Below are 18,814 nucleotides of genomic sequence, written 5' to 3' on the forward strand. Positions count from 1 at the left end.
GAACCGGTTTTCGGGATCATGCTCCGACAAAAGAGATAGAGCGGGATGCCGATTCAAAGCAGTCGCATCCAGATCTAGACGAAAACCGTTCCGTGGTTGACGGGACGGTTTTCGAACAGACTACTCTGTACGGTCAGAGGCCATGCGATTGCGCGTGCGCTTCCGCGGCAACCGGTCCTGCCTTGCTTGAACCGAAAATGGCGAAAGACAGCACCGCCAGAACCCATACGCCGAGGCCGCCATAGAGCATTACCCAGCCGAAACCTTCGACCAGTGCCGAGTGGACGACGTCTGCCGGTACCGTCAGGCCAGGCTGGCTGGCATCGCTCAATGCGGTGGTGTTGCCGGCAGCGATCTTTTCGGCGATCGCACGAAGGTTGATCCCGTCGAACGTGTTCGGCAGGCCCCTCTTCAGGCCGTGGAGGATGCCTTCGACAAGGACGAAACCCATCACGGCGATGTTGATGGCGAGCGCGATCAGGCGGGCGCTGGTGTCGATGCCCGAAGCCATGCCGGCACGGCTTGCAGGCACCGAGCCGGTCGTCATGTTGGTGGCGGGCGTCGTGGTGAGGCCGAGGCCGATGCCGGCAACGAGCGCGCCGGGGAGCACGGTAAGGCCGCTCGCCGCGTCGGACGCTGAACCCAGCCACATCAGGATGAAGCCGAGGCCGATGGTGAACAGGCCGAGCGGAATGACGATGCGCGCGTTGAAGCGTGCCAGCAAATACTGGGCGATGGGCGGCATCACCAGGAAAGGCACCGTATAGGCCAGCACGGCAAGGCCGGTGCGGGTGCTGTCATAACCCAGCCCGACCGAAAAATAGATCGGCAGATAGATCATGAACGGCCAATAGCTGAAGTTCATGCCGACACAGCCGACGATCGCGCCGGAGAAGTCGCGGATCTTGAACACCGAGAAATCGAACATCGGGTGGGAATGATAATTTTCCACCAGGACGAAGGCGACGAAGCCGATGATCGTGGCGGCAGCGATCCCCAGTGCGACCGGGCTCAGGAAACCACCGAAATCGGGGGCTTGGGTGATGTAATAGGCGAGGCCGAAGACGGCGGCGCTGAGGGTCACGATACCCAGGACGTCGAGCTTCTTCGCATGCGGGTCGCGCGATTCGGTGACGCCGACATAAGTGAGGATCAGGCAGAGCACCGCCAGCGGCGCATGGACGAGGAAAACCCATTCCCAGGTGGATAAGGCAACGATGCCGCCACCGATGATTGGTCCGAAGCCGAGGCCGATGCCGGCGATCACGCCCCAGATGGCGAAGGCCTTGCCGCGTTCCTTACCATCCTGGAACTGGTGCGAAAGGATGGCGATGGAACAGATGAACATGGCGCCACCTGCCATGCCTTGCAGGAAACGCGCTGCGATGAGCAGCGAGGTGTTGGGCGCCAGGCCGCACATCAGCGAAGTCAGCCCAAAGGCCACGACCGTGATGGCAAAGACCCGCTTTCTGCCGAAGCGATCGGCGAAGGTGCCGGTTGCCATCAGCACGGTGGTGCAGGCGATGGTATAGGCGTTCATGATCCACTGCATGGCCTTGAAGTCGGCCTGCAGCACGTGCTCCAGCGTCGGCAGGATCACCGGCACGCTGGAAATCTCCAGGCCGAACATCAGGGCGGACAGACATACGGCTGCCAGGACGAGGCCGTTTCTACTGGCGGTGTGCATCAAAACCTCCGACGTCGGCGGAGGCGATATCCACGCCCGCGCCGCTCAATTGCGTTGCGAAATCCGAGTTCCAGATAGTTCCAGCTTGAACATAAGAAAATGCGATGTAAATCTATTTCAGAGATAACAAATTGGTATGCTGACAATGTTGTCACTAGACGTCGAAGCCGTGCAGGCTTTTGTCATGGTTGCCGACCTTCAGAGCTTCACCCGTGCCGCCGACGCATTGGGCACGACCCAGGCCGCGATCAGCGTGAAACTCAAGCGCCTCGAAGATAAGGTCGGCCGCAAGCTGATCGAGCGCACCCCGCGCCACGTAAGGCTTTCAGCGGAGGGGGCGGTGTTCATCCAGCCGGCGCGCGACTTTCTCGTTGCGCATGATCGCGCCGTTGCCGGCCTCTCCTCCTGTGCACGTCGTTTCGCGCTGGGCATTGCCGCTCATGTCGCGGGTCCGGAAGTCACGACATTGCTGGCGCGCCTCAACGAACATGATCCGGCGCTGACCATCGAGGTGCAGGTCGACAATTCGCGCAATCTGCTCGACGCCTTCGACCGCGGTGAGCTGGATGCCGCGATCGTCCGGCGCGAGGATGATCGGCGCGACGGCGAGGTGCTGGGACCGGAGCATTTCGGCTGGTTCGCCGCTCCCAATTTCCGTTGCCGTCCAGACGAGCCGATCCGGCTTGCCGCCTTGTCTCCGGCATGTGGCGTGCGCGACATCGGCACACATGCGCTGGACGATGCCGGCATTGCGTGGACGGAAGTGTTCCTGGGCGGCGGCTCGTCGGTGGTCATGGCGGCGGTGTCGGCAGGGCTTGCGATGGCGGTGTTCTCGGAGCGGCTTGCGCCAGTCGGCACCGTCGAAGTCAGCCGCAGGTTCAACCTGCCGCCGCTGCCGTCCTCGGAAATCGTGCTTCATTCGACGCTGACCGACCAGCGCTCGCGCGACGCGCTGCGCACCATCGCCTGCGCCTACCGCGAGCATCGTCCCGCGGCGGCGTAGGCCGCGCAGTGACCCCGATCCCCACTAGAGCGGTTCCGTTTTTAACGGAACGCTGAAATGATATAAGCTATTGTTTTCGCAGCATTCTTGTAGCCAAGTGATCCCACTTGGCTACAAAATGCGTTAGCGATCCTTGCCGATGTTTTTCAGATCGTAGGCTGTGGTCTGATAGACACGGTTGATCCAGTTGCCGAACAACAGGTGGGCGTGCGAGCGCCAGCGGTTGAGCGGCGGGCGCTTGGGATCATCATCCGGATAATATTCGTGCGGCACCGCGATCGAGACCCCCGCATTGACGTCGCGGTCGTACTCTTCCTTCAGCGATGTCGAATCATATTCGATGTGATTGAACATATAGAGCCGGTTGCAGGCTTGCTCCGAGAGCAAGCTGAGACCCGTCTCGTCCGAATCCATCAGGATTTCCAGGCCGGAATCCGCAGGAATGTCGGCCTTGCGCACTTCCGTCCAGCGCGACACCGGAATCGCAAAATCGTCAGAGAAACCGGCCAGATAGGGTGATGCAGGCGCATTGTTGCTATGCCTGAAAACGCCGAACGCCTTTTCTTCCAGCGTGTGTTTCGGAACCCGATGGAAATGCCAGGCCGCCGCCATCGCTCCCCAGCAGATGAAGAACGAGGAATGGACGTTCGTCTTCGTCCAGTCGAGGATGCGCTCGAGCTCATCCCAGTAGGTGACGTCCTCGAACGGCAGGAGTTCTATCGGCGCGCCGGTGATGATGAAGCCATCGAACTTGCGATCCTTCACCTCCTCCCAGGTCTGGTAGAAGGTGATGAGATGGTCTTCGGAGGTGTTCTTGGCCTTGTGGTTGCCGATGCGCACCAGGGTCAGTTCGACCTGCAGCGGTGTGGCGCCGATCAATCGGGCGAACTGCGTCTCCGTCCTGATCTTGTTGGGCATCAGGTTGAGCAGGCCGATCTGTAGCGGGCGGATGTCCTGGCGCAGGGCGGTCTGCTCGTCCATGATGGACACGCCCTCTTTGACCAGAACTTCGAGGGCGGGCAACTGATCGGGGATCTTGATCGGCACGTTGCGAACTCCAAAAAACAAAACCGGCATTGCAGTCGCAAAGCCGGTTTACGGATCGCAAACGGCCCTTTAGCGACTTATTTAACGTGGCTGCAAGCCGACCGGCCAAATCACCACGGATCAATATCCTGCTAATACGCCGACCAAGCGATGGCGTCAATCGATGCCCATTCGGCAGGCCAGCCTCGGTTTTCCTCGACAATCGCCGGTACGGGCGGTATTTCCGCCCTGGAGCATTTTTTGTAGCCAGGCGGAATCACGTGGCGTTGCAAAAATGCGCCCAAAACAAAAACTTAGAGCGTTTTCGCGTTTCCGCGAAAAACGGAAACGCTCGGGCCTTCGGCTCGGAGGCGCCAATCACGGACTTTTGACATGACCAAGGCAACCGATCTGCTTCGTCCGCAACCCCGCGCCGGTATCATGGATATCGAGGCTTATGTGCCGGGCAAGGGCGCGGCACACGGTGTGGCCAAGGTCCATAAACTCTCGGCCAACGAAAACCCGCTCGGACCGTCGCCGAAAGCGGTCGAAGCCGCGCAGGAGGCAGCCGCGGGCCTGGAGCGCTATCCGGACGGCCAGGCAACCAGGCTGCGTCAGGCGATTGCCGACACGCATGGGCTCAACATCGCCAACATCCAGTGCTTCAACGGTTCCGATGAGGCACTCGGCCTGCTGGCGCGGATCTACCTCGGTGACGGCGACGAGGCGATCTACACCGAGCACGGGTTTCTGGCCTATCGCATCTTCATCCTGGCAGCCGGTGCAACACCGGTGGTGGCGAAGGAAGCTGGCGAAAGCGTCGACGTCGATGCCATCCTGGCCGCCGTGACGCCGCGCACGAAGATGGTGTTCCTGGCCAATCCGAACAATCCGACCGGCACCTACATTCCTTTCGAGGAGGTACGGCGCCTGCATGCCGGCCTGCCCAGGAACGTGCTTCTGGTGCTGGATGCCGCCTATGCCGAATTCGTGCGCCGCAACGACTACGAAGCGGGCGTCGAGCTGGTCGCAGGCAATGAGAATGTCGTCATGACCCGTACCTTCTCCAAGGTGCATGGACTTGGCGGCGCACGCATTGGCTGGTCCTATGCACCGGCGCATGTCGTCGACGCGCTCGAACGCGTGCGTGATCCCTTCAATGTCAGCGCCACCGCGATCGCCGCCGGCGAAGCCGCGATCCGCGACCGAGGCCACGTCGAGCGTTCGGTGCAGCATGTCGAAACCTGGGTGTCGTGGTTGACAGAGGAATTGACCAGGCTCGGCCTGCGGGTGACCCCAAGCGTCGGCAACTTCATCCTGATCCATTTCCCGGATGACCGGAAGCACACGGCGCCGGAGGCGGATGGGTATTTGAGTGAGCGAGGCTATATTCTGCGGCGCGTTGCCGGCTACGGTTTTCCCAACGCGCTGCGGATGACGGTCGGAACCGAAGAAGCCAATCGCGGCGTGGTCGCCGCACTCGCCGAATTCCTGAAAAGCTGAAGAAATGTCCGAACCCCTGTTTGAAAAGATCGCCCTCATCGGCATCGGCCTGATCGGTTCTTCGCTGGCGCGTGTCGTGCGCCGCGAAGGTCTTGCCCGCCATATCGCCATCTCCACGCGCCGCCCGGAGACGCTGAAACGCGCCGAGGAACTGAAATTAGGCGACAGCTACACGACCGATGCGAAGGAGGCGGTACGCGACGCCGATCTCGTCATCGTTTCGGTGCCGGTGGGTGCTTCCGGAGCGGTGGCCGAGGAGATCGCGCCGGCGCTGAAGAAGGGCGCCATCCTCACCGATGTCGGTTCGACCAAGCAGTCGGTGGTGGCGCAGATGGCGCCTTTCGTGCCGGAGGGCGTGCATTTCATTCCCGGGCATCCGCTGGCCGGTACCGAGAATTCAGGTCCGGACGCCGGCTTTCCCGACCTGTTCGACAATCGCTGGTGCATCTTCACGCCGCTGCCGGACACTGATCCGCAAGCGCTGGAGAAACTGTCGGAGTTCTGGCGCCGCTGCGGCTCGAACATCGATACAATGACGCCCGAGCATCACGACATGACGCTCGCCATCGTTTCGCACCTGCCGCACATCATTGCCTACAACATCGTCGGCACCGCCGACGACCTGGCCAATGTGACGAAGTCCGAGGTCATCAAATACTCAGCCTCGGGTTTCCGCGACTTCACCCGCCTTGCCGCCTCGGACCCGACCATGTGGCGGGACGTGTGTCTGCACAACAAGGACGCCATCCTGGAGATGTTGGCGCGCTTCTCGGAAGACCTGTCGTCGTTGCAGAGGGCGATCCGCTGGGGCGACGGCGACAAGCTGTTCGACCTGTTCACCCGCACCCGCGCCATCCGTCGCTCGATCATCCAGGCCGGCCAGGACATCGATGTTCCGGACTTCGGGCGCCAGGTGGTGGAGCATCCGGGCAAGTGAGGCAGTAGGGGCAGCCAGTCGGCAATAAGACGATAATTTCTACTGCCTACTGCCTACTGCCTACAGCCTATTCTATTCCGCAGGCTTGATCATCCCCAACGGGATGAAGCCCAGTGAGGCACGGCCTTTCACCACTTTGAGCGGCATCGTCGGTTCGCTGCCGAGCATGGAGAGAGCGGCGAAGCCTTGCTGGATCTGGTTTGCCTGTTCAGGGATCGCCGTGGCAAGGATCGCTGCCACGGCCTTCGGGTTCTGCAGTTTGATGTTGAGCGTGGCATCGATCAGGCCGTCGCTGTCAACCGCGATGGGGCCCGCAAGAACGATGCGCGCTTCACCGGAGGACAGTTCAAGGTTCCTGATCTCGGCGGACTGGCCGCGCAGGCTCTTGGGTGGTGCGCTGAGCATGGCGATGCCGTTTTTCACCGTGACATCGCCCTTGCCGCTGAAGGGCGGCAGCACACGACCGCCGATGGTGTGGGCGTCGATCTCCAGATCGGTGAAGTCGTGGGTGAGAACCAGGTCCTGCCCGGTTGGGCTGGCTGCAGCGGTCAGCTGGCCGACACTGAACAGCTGGATGGGATCGGTCTCGTCGGTCGGATCGGTCTGGCCGTTGAAGCCTTCCGCTGTCAGCGAAACACGGCTGGGCAGCGGCCACCATAGCCGCCCGCTGATGTCGAGCTGATCCCAGTCGATCCACAGCGGCGGCATGTCTGGCGCAGAGGTACGCAGCGGTCCGTCGAGATTGACGTTCGGCGTCAGCGGCTGGGCAAGGCTCGCCGTGGCAATCATGCCGCCCGCGGCGGCGGCAACGTTCCTGGCGTCATCCTGGTAGGCGAGCCCATCGCAGCTGACGACGAAACGTAAGGGATAGCCGTTGACGGTCAGATTGGCGCAGTCGGCGTTGATGCCCTTGGCTGCAAGAGCGGCAACCGTGTTGACAGCGTCGCTTCTGACGCGCCCTGCCAGCCAGTACCAACCGGCGCTGTACAGGCCGAACAGCACGAGCAGGGCCAGGATCAGCCTGGGCAGCCAGCGCCGACGTTTTGGCTTGGTCTGGTCACTTGACGTCATGCTGTGGCCCTCGATAACGCAGGAAGAACCGGAATGGCGACCATTCCGGTCGAAATGATTTGGTGCGGACGGCTGTTCCGCGTAGGGCAGGAATGCGAAGAAAATGAAACGGCATTCCGCCCTGTCTCTTTGCTTGTCGCATGATCTTTATCCAAAAAGTCTGCGACGGTTTGGGATCATGCTTTAGGCTTGGCGATATGGGCGATTTTTGGGTTTTTGGCTACGGCTCGCTGATTTGGCGCCCCGGTTTCGCGCATGTCGAGACGCAAAGGGCCCGCCTGCATGGCTATCGCCGCTCGCTTTGCGTCTATTCCTTCGTGCACCGGGGCACCCGCGAACGGCCAGGCCTGGTGCTTGGCCTCGATCGTGGTGGTTCCTGTATCGGACTGGCCTTCCGGGTGCCCGGTGAATTGCGCGACGAGGTTATCGGTTACCTGCGCGAGCGTGAGCTTGTCACCAATGTCTATCTCGAACGCTGGGTGAAGGTGACGCTGGAAGACGGGCGCATGGCCGATGCGGTGACCTATGTCGCGGACCGCGGCCACGAGCAATATGCGGGCGCGCTCGAGGAAGCGGAGGCCGCCGCCGTCGTGCGTGGTGCTGTCGGCCAGTCCGGGGTCAACGAGGACTACGTCCTCAACACCCTTCAGCATCTCGAGGCTCTCGGCATTCGCGACCGTTGGCTGGAAGAGGTGGCGCGACTGATCGTCCCGTCTGAAAACGCTTCTGGCCCATTGAACCCTGCGCGCTAGTCCCTAGCTTCCTGCTGGGACCGGCGCCCCCGCCGGGCATCAGGGAGAACCCTATCTTGGATAGACGTCTGCTCGGTCGTACCGACCTCGAAATCGCGCCGCTCGTGCTGGGCGGCAACGTGTTTGGCTGGACAGTCGACGAAAAGACGTCCTTCGACCTGCTGGACCGTTTCGTCGACGGCGGGCTCAACACCATCGATACCGCGAATGTCTATTCGCGCTGGGCGCCGGGCAACAAGGGCGGCGAGTCGGAAACGATCATCGGCAAATGGATGAAGGCGCGGGGCAATCGCGGCAAGGTCATCGTCATCACCAAGGTCGGCGCGGACATGGGGCAGGGCAAGAGGGATCTCTCCGCCGTTCATATCGAACAGGCAGTTGAGGCCTCGTTGAAGCGCCTGCAGACCGATGCCATCGATCTCTATCTCTCGCACTGGCCGGACCCGACCACGCCCTATGAAGAGACGCTCGGCGCCTATCAGAAGCTTCTTGCCAAGGGCAAGGTTCGCCATATCGGCTGCTCCAACCTGGATGCCGGCCAGCTCAGGGCGGCGCTCGATGTCGCCAAGCTGCGCAGTCTGCCGCGCTATGAGGTGCTGCAGCCGGAATACAACCTCTATGACCGTGCTTCCTATGACGGTCCGCTGCGCGACCTCTGCATGGCGGAGGGGCTTGGCGTCATCACCTATTTCAGCCTCGCCAAGGGGTTCCTGTCCGGCAAGTACCGCGGCAAGGCCGATCTCGGCAAAAGCGCGGCGCGCGGCGAGGACGTGGAAGCATATCTCAACAAGCGCGGCATGCGCATCCTGACGGCGCTTGATGCTGTCGCCGAACGGCGCGCAGCCAAGCCAGCGGAAGTGGCTCTTGCCTGGGTCATTGCGCGGCCAGGGGTGACGGCGCCGATTGCCAGCGCGACCACGCCCGAGCAGATGGCAAGCCTGGTGCGTGCCGCTTCGCTGAAGCTCACGCATGCCGATATCGAGGATCTGGACAAGGCCAGCGCCTAGCCTCGAAAAGTCGCGGACTTTCCGATTGAATGCCGTCAGGCCGCCAGCGCGCGGCCGACCCTGTCGCGGATTTCAGCGAGGGTAAAAGGCTTCTGTACGACATCCAGGATGATGCCGTTCAACTCATCGGCGCGTTCACGCTGATCGGCATAACCGGTCACCAGCATGATCTTGAGCGCCGGGAAGGCTGCCGCAGCGGCCTTGGCCATTTCGATGCCGTCCATCTCCGGCATGCGAATATCCGAGACGATCAGGTCGTAATTGCCATTGGCGGCGTGGATGCTCTCCAGCCCCTGCGCTCCGTCGGCGGCAACGTCGATGTTGTAGCCTGCGCGCTCCAGCGCGCGGGCGGCGAGGGTGCGGACGGATTCATCGTCTTCGACGATCAGGAGCTTTGTCATGCGCAGAGATTTGCCCTGCAAATGTTGACGTTTCCTGAAAGTCGAGCGGCCGATACGCTCTTTTCCGAAGAGCGTATCAGGAACTCAGACGTCGCCTTTCACAACCCCGACAAAGGGCAGTTCGCGGAAGGCGTGGCCGACATCCATGCCGTAGCCGACGACGAAATAATCCGGGCAGTCGAAGCCGACATAGTCGGCGTTGAGGTCGGTCTGGCGCCGCATGCGCTTGTCCAGCAGTACGGCGACGGAACAGCTCCTGGCGCTACGCGACAGCATCAGCTCGCGGGTGAACTTGAGCGTCTTGCCGGATTCCAGGATGTCGTCGATCAGCAGCACGTCGCGACCGGCGACTTCATTGTCGATGTCGCGCAGCACGCGCACCTGGCCGCTTTCGGTTCCGGCGCCGTAGCTGGAAATGAAAATGAACTCGACCTCCGGCGACAGGCCGGCGTCGTGCATGGCACGGATCAGATCGGCGGCGAAAATGAAGGAGCCCTTCAGCACCGAGATGACGAGAAGATCGTGATAATCGTGGGCTGCGATTTCCTTGGCGAGTTCCAGATTGCGACGCGCGATTGCCGACGCCGAAAACAGAACCTCGATATCCTTGCCGCGCACAACTGGCATGAAAATCCTTTCTGGAATGCGCGGGACAGCCGCAGCCGTCGCTTATCGCGCGAAGGTGACCGAGACGGCCGTTACGCCGTTTCTAGGCACGTCGAGCCGGCTGGAAAAGGCAAATCTTTCGCCAGGCGGCAGGGTGCGGCCGGATGTCCCCAGTCCATAGCGGGTTATGCGACCGTCATTGCCGGTAACGCGGATCTCCAGCGGTGGCAATATGGCCGCCTCGGCGCCATCATTGCCGGCTTCGCCGTCGACCAGCAAAACGGGCCTGTGGCCGCTGCTGTCGACGCGCGAACTCACGCCGGAGATGCTGAGGGCGGTGGCGGTCTTGTCGTCGGAAGCGAAGAAGACGCCTTCATGAAACAGGGTGTGGCCGCCCGTGACCCAGAACGCCAGCAGGGCGATGGCAATGCCGCCGCTCCAGAACAGCGGTCCGCCGCGAGAGGTGTCGGGTCGATCAGCCGTCGCCTCACCCTTGCGCAACATGCCCATGCCGTTCAGCAATGGCGCAGGCTCAGCAGCTTCCACCGCGGCTTGCGGCGGCGTTCGATCGAACTGGAACGCAGAATCAGGGCCAAGGACGATGAAATCCGCATCGACCACGTCGGCAGCCACAGAGATGCCCTCGCGCGCCGCTGAGGCCGCGGTCATGATTTCGCCGGAAACCGGGCGTGCCGTGCCGCGATCGGCCATGCCTTTATCCTGATCGCCTCTGTTCGCCGTCTGTTTCCATTCCGTAGACAAAAATGGTTAATGCTTCCCAACCGGAAACGATTTACAGCAGCTGCCGGAGGCGAAAATTAACCGGCGGTTAACCATGCCGGTCGATGGTCGTTTGTTAGAAACGGGCGGACTGCCGCCAAACGCAATTCCAGGTCGCCGCACGTGATCCGCTTCGAAAATGTCGGCCTCCGCTACGGCATGGGTCCGGAGATTCTCCGCGACATCACCCTGCATGTTCCGGAGCGCTCCTTCCAGTTCCTCAGCGGGCCCTCCGGCGCCGGCAAGACCACCTTGCTGCGCCTGCTGTTCCTTTCGCTGAAACCGACCAGGGGGTTGATCACGGTGTTCGGCAAGGATCGCGCGCGCATCACGCGTGAGGAACTGCCGCATCTGCGCCGTCGTATCGGCGTGGTGTTCCAGGATTTCCGACTGCTGGATCACATGACGACCTACGAGAACGTGGCGCTGCCGCTGCGTGTTCGCGGCCGCGAGGAAGCGAGCTACCGCACCGACGTCGTCGAACTGCTGAAATGGGTCGGTCTCGGCGATCGTATGCATGTTCTGCCGCCGGTTCTCTCGGGCGGTGAGAAGCAGCGCGCGGCGATCGCGCGCGCGCTGATCGAGCAGCCGCAAATCCTGCTTGCCGACGAACCGACGGGCAACGTCGATCCGCAGCTGGCGCGGCGGCTGCTGCGGTTGTTCATCGAACTGAACCGTCTCGGCACCGCCGTCGTCATCGCCACCCACGATCTTGGCCTTATGGAACAGGTCGACGCTCGGCGGCTGATCCTGTCGGGAGGAAGGCTGGACATCTATGATTGAGATGGCTGCCGATCACGAAGAGGAAGAGGGCGAGATCCGTCGCGCCGAGGCGCCTCAGCGCGCACAGCGCAAGATGGCGCCGATCGTGCCGGCGCAGAACATTGCCGGCCGCGCGCTGGTGTTCGTCATTGCCATCATGACCTTCCTGTCCTGCCTCACCTTCGGGGCGGTCACGCTGGTGCGAGGCACAGCAGCGGTCTGGGAGAACCAGATTTCGCGCGAGGCGACGATCCAGATCAAACCGGTCGATGGCCTCGACATGGAAGCGACGCTTGCCAGCGCCGCCGAGATCGCCGCCAAGTTCCCGGGCGTCGAAGGGACCAGTGTCGTCGATCGCGATGCCACCGCACGCTTGCTGGCGCCATGGCTGGGCAGCGGGCTCAACATCGACGAATTGCCGGTGCCGCGTCTTGTCGTTGTCACCATCGACGAGAACAACCCACCCAATTTCACCGCCATGCGCGAGGCACTGACCAACACCATCGCCAGCGCCTCACTGGACGATCACCGCACCTGGGTGGACCGACTGGTTGCCATGGCGCGCACCACCGTGACCATCGGCATGCTCGTCCTGGTGTTGATGCTGTCGGCAACCGTGCTGACCGTGGTGTTCGCCACGCGCGGCGCCATGGCGGGCAACGGCCATATCATCGAGGTGCTGCATTTCGTCGGCGCCGAGGCGCAGTTCATCGCCCGACAGTTTCGGCAGCAGTTCCTCGTCACCGGTATGAAAGGCGCCGCAGCCGGCGGCGTGGCAGCGATCGTCGTGTTCCTGATCTTCTCCTTCTGGGCCTCGCGAAACATGGCTACGCCGCAGGCCGATCAGGCAGTCGCGCTGTTCGGCAGCTTTGCCATCGGCTGGGCGGGATATCTCGGTGTCGTCCTGATGGTGGTGGTGATCGGGGCGCTGACGGCAGCGACCTCCCACGCCACGGTGATCGCCTATCTCAGCGATCTCGACACGCGCCAGACCGACGGTGGCTGAGGGAGCGCGGCAATGACGCAGTGCGGCCCTGAAATCAGTTCGCGGGAAGGAGCTTTCTCCTACCAAAGGCCGCAATTCCGCACTAATCATGACCGGATGAAAAGCCGCGATTCCGCCGACATGGCCGAAGCCGCGCCGGACACCTTCAACGTGTCGCGCGGCCCATCCCGGCTGCGGCGCATCGTGCGCAACATCGGCTTCCTGGTCTTGTTCAGCGCCGCCTTCTATCTTCTGGGTTTCGGCTGGTTCGCCAGCCATGTCAGCCGGCTTGTGACGCCGGCCGATCCTGAGCCGGCCGACGCCATCATCGTGCTGACCGGTGGCCAGTCGCGGCTTGATGCGGCCATCGGCCTGCTGGAATCCGGCAAGGGTGCCCGGCTCCTGATCAGCGGGGTGCATCCGACGGCCAGCCGCAAACAGCTGCAGCGGGCGACGCAGGGCGACACCCAGCTGTTCTCATGCTGCATCGACATCGACCGGGCGGCGCTCGATACGATCGGCAACGCCGAAGAGAGCGCCAAATGGGTCGAAACCCATGGCTACAGCCGCATCATCCTGGTGACCAACAACTATCACATGCCGCGCAGCCTGCTGGAGATGGGCCGGCTGCTTCGCGGCGCAAAGCTGGTGCCCTATCCGGTGGTCAACAGCAATCTCGACAATGGCGGCTGGCTGATCAAGCCGGGGGCCTTCCGCGTGCTGTTTACCGAATACAACAAATATCTGCTGGCGCTCGGCCGGGTCGTGCTGCCGATCCGCCCGGCCTTCGCCAGCCACGCGGGTGACTGACGCCAAGCGCAGGTCGCCGAAAGATCATGGGTTCGGAGCAGCGCGCAATCTGCTGATTTCCGCTTCCAGGGCAGCGATGCGTTTGTCGCGCTCGCCCAGGATAGCCGCCACATCGGCTGCATCGAAACGCTGCGGGATGTGCTGGGGGCAATTCGCATCCCAGGTCGACACGGTGAACAGGATGACCTGCTCGGGGCGAGCCTTGTAGTCGGACGGCATCAGCCGGGTAAGAAGCTCGGGATCATTTTCGACGACACGCGCTTCTCCCCAGATCTTGATGCGCTGCCGCATCATGTAGTCGATGAGGAACAGGAACGCCTTGCCGTTGTCGGCGAGGTTGCCTTGGGAAATGAATTGCCGGTTGCCCGAGAAGTCGGCGAATCCGATGGTGCGATGGTCGAGCACATGCAGGAAGCCCGCCGGCCCGCCGCGATGCTGGATGTAAGGCTGGCCCTCGGCATTGGCGGTCGCGAAGAAGATGCTGGTCTGTGCCGCTATGAAGGCAGCGAGATCGGGCGTGATGTCCTGGTTCCAGCCGCGTTCTTCCGAGCGGGCATAGGCCTGCCGCGATCCCTTGCGCGCCTGGATCGCCTTCACGGTCGGGGTGAACGCGACATCGCTTGCATATGTGTTCGAGCCGGTCATCGCGCTCTCCTTGTTTTTGCTCCTGCCGAAGCCAAGCGGCGTCAACCGCGCGGGGCTGCCGGCGGCCAGTCTTCCCAAGGTGGTGTCTTTCGCTTTTCAGAAGTAGATGGTGTTATTGGAAGGCATTGTTCCGTATTTCGGGAGAATCATGGATCGACTGGATTCGATGGCGTTGTTCGTGGCCGTGGCCGAGGCCGGCAGTCTCTCGGCGGCCGGCCGCAGCCTTGGCATGCCCCTGGCGACGGTCAGCCGCAGGCTGTCCGATCTCGAAAAGCACCTTCGGACACGGCTGCTCAATCGCTCCACCCGCCGGCTCGAACTCACGGATGCGGGACGCTCCTATCTCTCTGCCTGCCGTCGCATCCTCGAGGAGATCGAAGAGGCCGAGCAGGCGGCGGCCGGAGAATACAGCCAGGCACGGGGCGAACTGGTGGTGACCGCGCCCATCGTCTTCGGTCGTCTTCACGTGCTGCCGGTGGTGGTGGATTTCCTGGCTGCTTATCCGGAGGTGGATGTCAGGCTGACGCAGTCCGACACGTTGCGTCGCCTTGTCGAGGAACATATCGACCTTGCCGTGCGCATCGGACGCCTGTCGGATTCCAGCATGATCGCCGTGAGGGTTGGCGCGATCCGGCGTGTGGCCTGCGCCAGCCCGGCCTATCTCCAGGCCCATGGCGAACCCAGGACGCTCCAGGATCTCAGCGCCCATGATTGCGTGACCGTGGAGCGCTTGGCGCTGCCGGCAGCCTGGACATTTTCCGAAGGGCAACGGGAGGTCGCCGTGCCGGTGCGATCAAGGTTGACGATCAACACGGCAGAGGCCGCCATCGATGCGGCGACCGCCGGCGTCGGCATCGCCAGGGTACTGTCCTATCAGGTCGCGGATGCCGTGCGCTCCGGCGCGTTGAGGCTGGTCCTGGAGGATTTCGAACCCGAGCCCTGGCCGGTCAGTCTCGTCCACGCCGGACGCGGCCTGCTGCCACTCAAGCTGCGCGCTTTCCTGGATTTCGCCGCACCGAGGCTGAAGGCCCGTCTGGCCGGGCTTGGCATTTAAGCAACGGCAACCCTGGCAACGCCAGCTGTTTTTCGCCAAAGCGTGCTGTCATTCCTTTTTGCCTGTTCATGGTGTAACGAACACGCGCTTTCTCATCAGGCTTTCCGAATGCTCTACATCCGCTCCCTGGCGTTCAATTTTGTGTTCTACCTCAGCCTCATCGTCCAGATGATCCTGTGGACGCCCTATTACTTCCTGTCGCCGCGTGATCGTGCCTGGTTCGTGCCGAAGTTCTGGTCACGCACCAGCATGTGGCTCCACAAGGTTATCGGTGGCACCGACAGCGAGATCACCGGCACGGAAAACCTGCCCGAGGGCTCTTTCATCCTGGCGCCGAAGCACCAGTCCTTCTGGGATACCATCGCCTTCTTTCCGTATCTCAAGGACCCGCTCTACATCCTCAAGCGGGAGCTGACCTGGATACCCTTCTTCGGCTGGTACATCATGAAAATGCGCATGATTCCGGTCGATCGCGGCAGCCGCTCGAAGGCGCTGAAGGCGGTGATCGCCGCCACCAAGGCGGAGCTGGCGCGCAATCCCCGCCAGCTCATCATCTATCCCGAAGGCACCCGCCGCGCGCCGGGCGATGAGCCGGCCTACAAATACGGCATCGTCGAACTCTACTCGCAACTCGGCGTGCCGGTCGTTCCGGTAGCCCATGTCGCCGGCCTCTACTGGCCGCGCCGCAAGTTCCTGCGCTTTCCCGGCACCATCAAGGCGCGTTTCCTGCCACCGATTCCGCCGGGCCTCGACCGGGAAGAGTTCATGCGCCGGCTGATCGGCGAGACGGAAGCGGCCTGCGACGAATTCCTGATCGAAGCAGCAAAGTCGGACAACCCGCCGCAACTGCCGCCGACCGCCGTCAAGCGGTTGGCTGAACTGGGTGTCACCGCCAAGGGCTGAAACCCGGCATTCTGCCAAGAGCGGAATGGGATTTAACCGGCATTCACTCTATCGCTTTGTCGGAGCATGATCCGAAAACGGTTCCCACTTTTCGGGATCATGCTCTTGGGGGGGCGCTTACTTGAGGTTGAGCAGGCGCTCGAGATAGCCGCGCTCGATTTCCGGGCTCAAGGCGTTGCCGAGGCGCTTGCGGATGGCTTCCAGGATTTCGCGGGCCCGCTGAGTATCGACCTTGTCGATGTTCTCGTTCGTGCTGTCTGGAGGAGCACCCTGCTCCCCAAATGGCCTGTTGAGCGGGTCCCGGCTGGCGCCGCGGGAACGCGTCCCTTGTGCGTCGCCGTCGTCACCCTGCTTCGCCTGCAACTGTTGCATCATGTCCTTGGCGCCGCGCCGCAGCGCTTCCAGGGCCTTGCCTTGCTGTTCGACCGCCGAGCCGCTTTGACCGCCGCCGAGAGACTGTTCCGCGTCGCCCATGGATCGACCGGCCTCGCCGAAGCCCTCGTTCGGCTCCAGGCCCATGCCCTCCAGGCCTTTTTTCAGCTTCTCGAGATCATTCTTGAGCTTGCCTTGGCCTTCCTGCAACTGCTTCAGCGCATCGGCGAATTCTTCCGGCGTCATCGGCTTGTCGCCACCGGCACCGTTCTGCTGGCCTTCATTGCTGTCGGGGCGCTGCTGGCCCTGCTGGCCGGGCATGTCCTGGTCGGATCCTTCCTCGCCGTTCTGCCGCCGCTGCTGGCGGTCGGTGCGGTAGGTCTCGTTCATCATCTCCTGCTGGCGACGCATGATCTCGCCGAGCTTGTCCATCTGCTGGCGCATTTCGCTGTTCTGCTGGCCCTGGTTCTGGCGGCGGGCCGTGCGCAGATTGTTCATCATGTCCTGCAGTTCGGACAGCAGTTGCTGCGCCTTGTCGCGATCGCCGGACTTCGCCAGATCCTCGATCTGGTCCATCATGCGTTTGAGGTCGTTTTCACTGAGAACGCGTGCGTCGTCGGGCAGCGGCTGCTCCTTGCCCTGCGGATTGCGCTGCGCCAGCTCGCGCGTGAAATCGGCCATCGCCTGGCGCAGCTCTTTCATGAGCTTGTCGATTTCTTCGTCGCTGGCACCGTTCTGCAGTGCGTCCTGCAAGGCTTGCTGCGCCTGGCGCAGCCGCTTCTCGGCGTTGGACAGGCTGCCATTTTCGATGCCGAGCGCCAGGTCCCACAGATAGGCGACGACGCCGCGCAACTGATCGTCGCTGTCGGCGAGCTTCAGGCGGCTGCGGGCGCTCATCAGACCCAGGTAGTTCGACATCGAATCGAACGTATCCTCGGGGCGGAGCGTGATTGCGTCCATCAGGTCGAGCACGCGCGCTTTGGCATTGGCGTCGAGTGCCAGCAACCGACGCTGTTCGATGACGGCCCGTGCCAGCGGATTGGCGAAGGGCCGCTCCGGCAAGGTCCAGGTCTTGGTTTCGCTGCGAGCGGTCTGGCCGGCGCCATCTTCTGCTTCCAGCGTTACCTTCACACTGGCGCCGGCCCAGACATGGTCGGTCAGATCCTTGGTGGTGCGTGCGCCATTGTTCTTGGCGCCGCGCCGCGGCAGCGCCAGCGGCATCTCGGGCGGACCATAGAGCGGGCGGGCGTCAGGCGCCTGCTGTTCGGCCAGCTTGAATTCCGCAAACGCCTTCGCCGGACCATAATCGTCGTCGATCTGGTAGTTGATCTCGGCAGTGCCGTTCGCGGCGCGTCGCGGCTCGCCGGCGAAGCGGATCTGCGGCGCGGTGTCCGGTGTCACGGCAAATGCCCAGCGCCCCAGTTCGTCATTGCCGGATTTCAGGACAAGTGCGCCATCCGTGATGAGCTTGCCATTGAACTGATGCGCCGCGTTCGCGGGCGTCGAATTACCCGCGGCAGCGCCTTCCGTCTTGGGTGGCGCGTCGGGTTTGATTTCGCGGCTGTTGCCGCTCGCCTCGGCGTAAACGACCGTTTCGGTGTTCGTGCCGCCGGTGATGCGCACCGTTACATCGCTGCCTTGCGGCACCGTGAAGACGCCGTCCTTGCGTGTGGCGTCGGTGCTCAGGAATATCGGTGGCTTACCGGTGTAGCCGGGTGGTGTCACCCAGGCGTCTATGCGCGGCGGAATGGCATCGCGCGTCCCGGCTGCAATGAAGGCGTCACCGATGCGACCGCCTTGCGGACCATAAGAGAAGGCCAACGCGACCACCAGCAGCAGAGCCACGACCGCGCGGACAGCCCATGGATCGAGGCGAGCCACGCCAGTTGAAGGAAGGTCGGTGCCCAGCGAACCGAGCCGGGCGGCCATGCGTTTCTGATGCTCACGCCACAGCGCCTGCGCGAAATCACCGGCCTCGCCGCCTGGCCGGTCGGTCTGCGCGCGCAGTGGATTGTGCAGCAGGGCGTTGGCTGCCTCGATACGGGTGTCGATCTCGGATGCCGTCGGCGACTTGAAAAAACGCAACGGATAAAGTGCGGCCAGCGCTGCGATCCCGAACAGGGCGACAATGCCGAAACGGATCGCGTCGGGCAGGCGCGTGAAGACCCCGAACCAGGCCGCCGAAAAAAACAGCGCGACAACAAGCAGAAACGGCAGCAGCAGCGGCCAGGCTCGTTCCACCATGATGACGACGCGCGTCGCCAGCCTGCTGGTGGCCAGCCGCGCCGCCAGGCTACGATCGGTGCCGGATGTGGGTCGCTCTGTCATCGGCTCTCCGGAAAGCCGGCCGGAATGGCGCGGCCTCACGATTCAAAATCATAGCAGCAAACACGGCAAAGGCGAGGCGGCATCACGAAAAGCCCGTTCACGTTGTCGTCGCCTCCGCCATCGGTCGTGGCCTTATCGCAACACGATGAAACTGCGATCGCAAAATTCGCCAATCATACTTG

At 62.6% G+C, this 18,814-nt stretch carries 18 protein-coding genes and 1 riboswitch; of the genes, 10 read left to right on the plus strand and 8 right to left on the minus strand.

What is annotated here, in order from left to right:
* Positions 1–133: 133 nt before the first annotated feature.
* On the minus strand, positions 134–1,687 hold the full coding sequence (locus tag AC3WTO_RS14020) for an MFS transporter (protein ID WP_492461327.1): 1,554 nt from the start codon (positions 1,685–1,687) through the stop codon (positions 134–136).
* A 145-nt stretch (positions 1,688–1,832) separates the two neighbouring features.
* Between AC3WTO_RS14020 and AC3WTO_RS14025 the strand changes: the two genes are divergently transcribed.
* Positions 1,833–2,690, plus strand: coding sequence for a LysR family transcriptional regulator (locus tag AC3WTO_RS14025; RefSeq protein ID WP_492461328.1), 858 nt, complete (start codon positions 1,833–1,835; stop codon positions 2,688–2,690).
* A 123-nt stretch (positions 2,691–2,813) separates the two neighbouring features.
* Here AC3WTO_RS14025 and metA read toward each other — a convergent pair whose 3' ends face one another.
* Complete coding sequence (gene metA / locus AC3WTO_RS14030; protein ID WP_492461329.1) at positions 2,814–3,737, minus strand: homoserine O-acetyltransferase MetA; 924 nt, start codon at positions 3,735–3,737, stop codon at positions 2,814–2,816.
* Between the two features lie 49 nt (positions 3,738–3,786).
* Positions 3,787–3,864, minus strand: a riboswitch (SAM riboswitch).
* A gap of 245 nt (positions 3,865–4,109) precedes the next feature.
* On the opposite strand from metA, the gene hisC reads away from it, so the two are divergent.
* Together hisC and AC3WTO_RS14040 are read left to right on the plus strand one after the other, a co-directional pair.
* Complete coding sequence (gene hisC / locus AC3WTO_RS14035) at positions 4,110–5,219, plus strand: histidinol-phosphate transaminase (protein ID WP_492461330.1); 1,110 nt, start codon at positions 4,110–4,112, stop codon at positions 5,217–5,219.
* Positions 5,220–5,223: 4 nt separating this feature from the next.
* Entirely contained in the window at positions 5,224–6,156 is a 933-nt protein-coding gene (locus tag AC3WTO_RS14040) for a prephenate/arogenate dehydrogenase family protein (RefSeq protein WP_492461331.1), read from the plus strand.
* 72 nt (positions 6,157–6,228) lie between these two features.
* On the opposite strand, the gene AC3WTO_RS14045 is transcribed toward AC3WTO_RS14040, so the two are convergent.
* A complete protein-coding gene (locus AC3WTO_RS14045; protein ID WP_492461332.1) occupies positions 6,229–7,227 on the minus strand; it encodes a DUF2125 domain-containing protein in 999 nt (332 codons plus the stop codon).
* A gap of 197 nt (positions 7,228–7,424) precedes the next feature.
* Between AC3WTO_RS14045 and AC3WTO_RS14050 the strand changes: the two genes are divergently transcribed.
* Positions 7,425–7,979 carry a gamma-glutamylcyclotransferase gene (locus AC3WTO_RS14050; RefSeq protein WP_492461333.1) on the plus strand — a complete coding sequence of 185 codons (555 nt, stop codon included), beginning with the start codon at positions 7,425–7,427 and terminating at the stop codon, positions 7,977–7,979.
* Between the two features lie 56 nt (positions 7,980–8,035).
* On the plus strand, positions 8,036–8,986 hold the full coding sequence (locus AC3WTO_RS14055; protein ID WP_492461334.1) for an aldo/keto reductase: 951 nt from the start codon (positions 8,036–8,038) through the stop codon (positions 8,984–8,986).
* 35 nt (positions 8,987–9,021) lie between these two features.
* Here AC3WTO_RS14055 and AC3WTO_RS14060 read toward each other — a convergent pair whose 3' ends face one another.
* From AC3WTO_RS14060 to AC3WTO_RS14070, 3 genes are all read right to left on the minus strand, one after another.
* Positions 9,022–9,387, minus strand: a complete 366-nt coding sequence (locus AC3WTO_RS14060; RefSeq protein WP_379066005.1) for a response regulator — start codon at positions 9,385–9,387, stop codon at positions 9,022–9,024.
* A gap of 84 nt (positions 9,388–9,471) precedes the next feature.
* Positions 9,472–10,014 carry a hypoxanthine phosphoribosyltransferase gene (gene hpt / locus AC3WTO_RS14065; RefSeq protein WP_492461335.1) on the minus strand — a complete coding sequence of 181 codons (543 nt, stop codon included), beginning with the start codon at positions 10,012–10,014 and terminating at the stop codon, positions 9,472–9,474.
* A 42-nt stretch (positions 10,015–10,056) separates the two neighbouring features.
* Entirely contained in the window at positions 10,057–10,704 is a 648-nt protein-coding gene (locus AC3WTO_RS14070; RefSeq protein ID WP_492461336.1) for a hypothetical protein, read from the minus strand.
* Positions 10,705–10,896: 192 nt separating this feature from the next.
* Between AC3WTO_RS14070 and ftsE the strand changes: the two genes are divergently transcribed.
* From ftsE to AC3WTO_RS14085, 3 genes are all read left to right on the plus strand, one after another.
* On the plus strand, positions 10,897–11,556 hold the full coding sequence (gene ftsE, locus AC3WTO_RS14075) for a cell division ATP-binding protein FtsE (RefSeq protein ID WP_054313757.1): 660 nt from the start codon (positions 10,897–10,899) through the stop codon (positions 11,554–11,556).
* Positions 11,549–12,541: a cell division protein FtsX gene (locus AC3WTO_RS14080; protein ID WP_492461337.1), complete on the plus strand. Its 993-nt coding sequence runs from the start codon at positions 11,549–11,551 to the stop codon at positions 12,539–12,541. Before ftsE ends, AC3WTO_RS14080 begins: the two co-directional genes overlap by 8 nt.
* A gap of 120 nt (positions 12,542–12,661) precedes the next feature.
* Positions 12,662–13,330 (plus strand): YdcF family protein, encoded by a 669-nt coding sequence (locus AC3WTO_RS14085; RefSeq protein ID WP_492461548.1) that lies wholly within the window; start codon positions 12,662–12,664, stop codon positions 13,328–13,330.
* A 24-nt stretch (positions 13,331–13,354) separates the two neighbouring features.
* Here the strand turns inward: AC3WTO_RS14085 and AC3WTO_RS14090 are convergent, their stop codons facing one another.
* Positions 13,355–13,975: a pyridoxamine 5'-phosphate oxidase family protein gene (locus tag AC3WTO_RS14090; RefSeq protein WP_492461338.1), complete on the minus strand. Its 621-nt coding sequence runs from the start codon at positions 13,973–13,975 to the stop codon at positions 13,355–13,357.
* A 148-nt stretch (positions 13,976–14,123) separates the two neighbouring features.
* Here AC3WTO_RS14090 and AC3WTO_RS14095 point away from each other — a divergent pair, with 148 nt between their 5' ends.
* Both AC3WTO_RS14095 and AC3WTO_RS14100 read left to right on the plus strand, forming a co-directional pair.
* A complete protein-coding gene (locus AC3WTO_RS14095) occupies positions 14,124–15,029 on the plus strand; it encodes a LysR family transcriptional regulator (protein WP_492461339.1) in 906 nt (301 codons plus the stop codon).
* A gap of 108 nt (positions 15,030–15,137) precedes the next feature.
* Positions 15,138–15,932: a lysophospholipid acyltransferase family protein gene (locus tag AC3WTO_RS14100; protein ID WP_492461340.1), complete on the plus strand. Its 795-nt coding sequence runs from the start codon at positions 15,138–15,140 to the stop codon at positions 15,930–15,932.
* Positions 15,933–16,049: 117 nt separating this feature from the next.
* Here the strand turns inward: AC3WTO_RS14100 and AC3WTO_RS14105 are convergent, their stop codons facing one another.
* Positions 16,050–18,632 carry a TIGR02302 family protein gene (locus AC3WTO_RS14105; RefSeq protein ID WP_492461341.1) on the minus strand — a complete coding sequence of 861 codons (2,583 nt, stop codon included), beginning with the start codon at positions 18,630–18,632 and terminating at the stop codon, positions 16,050–16,052.
* Positions 18,633–18,814: the final 182 nt, after the last annotated feature.

The organism is Mesorhizobium sp. EU05-FHT14A09 (assembly GCF_058790995.1).

What these genes read in the sequence shown, in the direction of transcription:
- hpt (WP_492461335.1), bottom strand. Translation starts at nt 10,014, where the DNA reads ATGCCAGTTGTGCGCGGCAAGGATATCGAGGTTCTGTTTTCGGCGTCG.
- AC3WTO_RS14045 (WP_492461332.1), bottom strand. Translation starts at nt 7,227, where the DNA reads ATGACGTCAAGTGACCAGACCAAGCCAAAACGTCGGCGCTGGCTGCCC.
- AC3WTO_RS14100 (WP_492461340.1), top strand. Translation starts at nt 15,138, where the DNA reads ATGCTCTACATCCGCTCCCTGGCGTTCAATTTTGTGTTCTACCTCAGC.
- hisC (WP_492461330.1), top strand. Translation starts at nt 4,110, where the DNA reads ATGACCAAGGCAACCGATCTGCTTCGTCCGCAACCCCGCGCCGGTATC.
- AC3WTO_RS14050 (WP_492461333.1), top strand. Translation starts at nt 7,425, where the DNA reads ATGGGCGATTTTTGGGTTTTTGGCTACGGCTCGCTGATTTGGCGCCCC.
- AC3WTO_RS14020 (WP_492461327.1), bottom strand. Translation starts at nt 1,687, where the DNA reads ATGCACACCGCCAGTAGAAACGGCCTCGTCCTGGCAGCCGTATGTCTG.
- AC3WTO_RS14060 (WP_379066005.1), bottom strand. Translation starts at nt 9,387, where the DNA reads ATGACAAAGCTCCTGATCGTCGAAGACGATGAATCCGTCCGCACCCTC.
- AC3WTO_RS14025 (WP_492461328.1), top strand. Translation starts at nt 1,833, where the DNA reads ATGTTGTCACTAGACGTCGAAGCCGTGCAGGCTTTTGTCATGGTTGCC.
- AC3WTO_RS14090 (WP_492461338.1), bottom strand. Translation starts at nt 13,975, where the DNA reads ATGACCGGCTCGAACACATATGCAAGCGATGTCGCGTTCACCCCGACC.
- AC3WTO_RS14105 (WP_492461341.1), bottom strand. Translation starts at nt 18,632, where the DNA reads ATGACAGAGCGACCCACATCCGGCACCGATCGTAGCCTGGCGGCGCGG.
- AC3WTO_RS14040 (WP_492461331.1), top strand. Translation starts at nt 5,224, where the DNA reads ATGTCCGAACCCCTGTTTGAAAAGATCGCCCTCATCGGCATCGGCCTG.
- AC3WTO_RS14070 (WP_492461336.1), bottom strand. Translation starts at nt 10,704, where the DNA reads ATGGCCGATCGCGGCACGGCACGCCCGGTTTCCGGCGAAATCATGACC.
- AC3WTO_RS14095 (WP_492461339.1), top strand. Translation starts at nt 14,124, where the DNA reads ATGGATCGACTGGATTCGATGGCGTTGTTCGTGGCCGTGGCCGAGGCC.
- AC3WTO_RS14080 (WP_492461337.1), top strand. Translation starts at nt 11,549, where the DNA reads ATGATTGAGATGGCTGCCGATCACGAAGAGGAAGAGGGCGAGATCCGT.
- AC3WTO_RS14085 (WP_492461548.1), top strand. Translation starts at nt 12,662, where the DNA reads ATGGCCGAAGCCGCGCCGGACACCTTCAACGTGTCGCGCGGCCCATCC.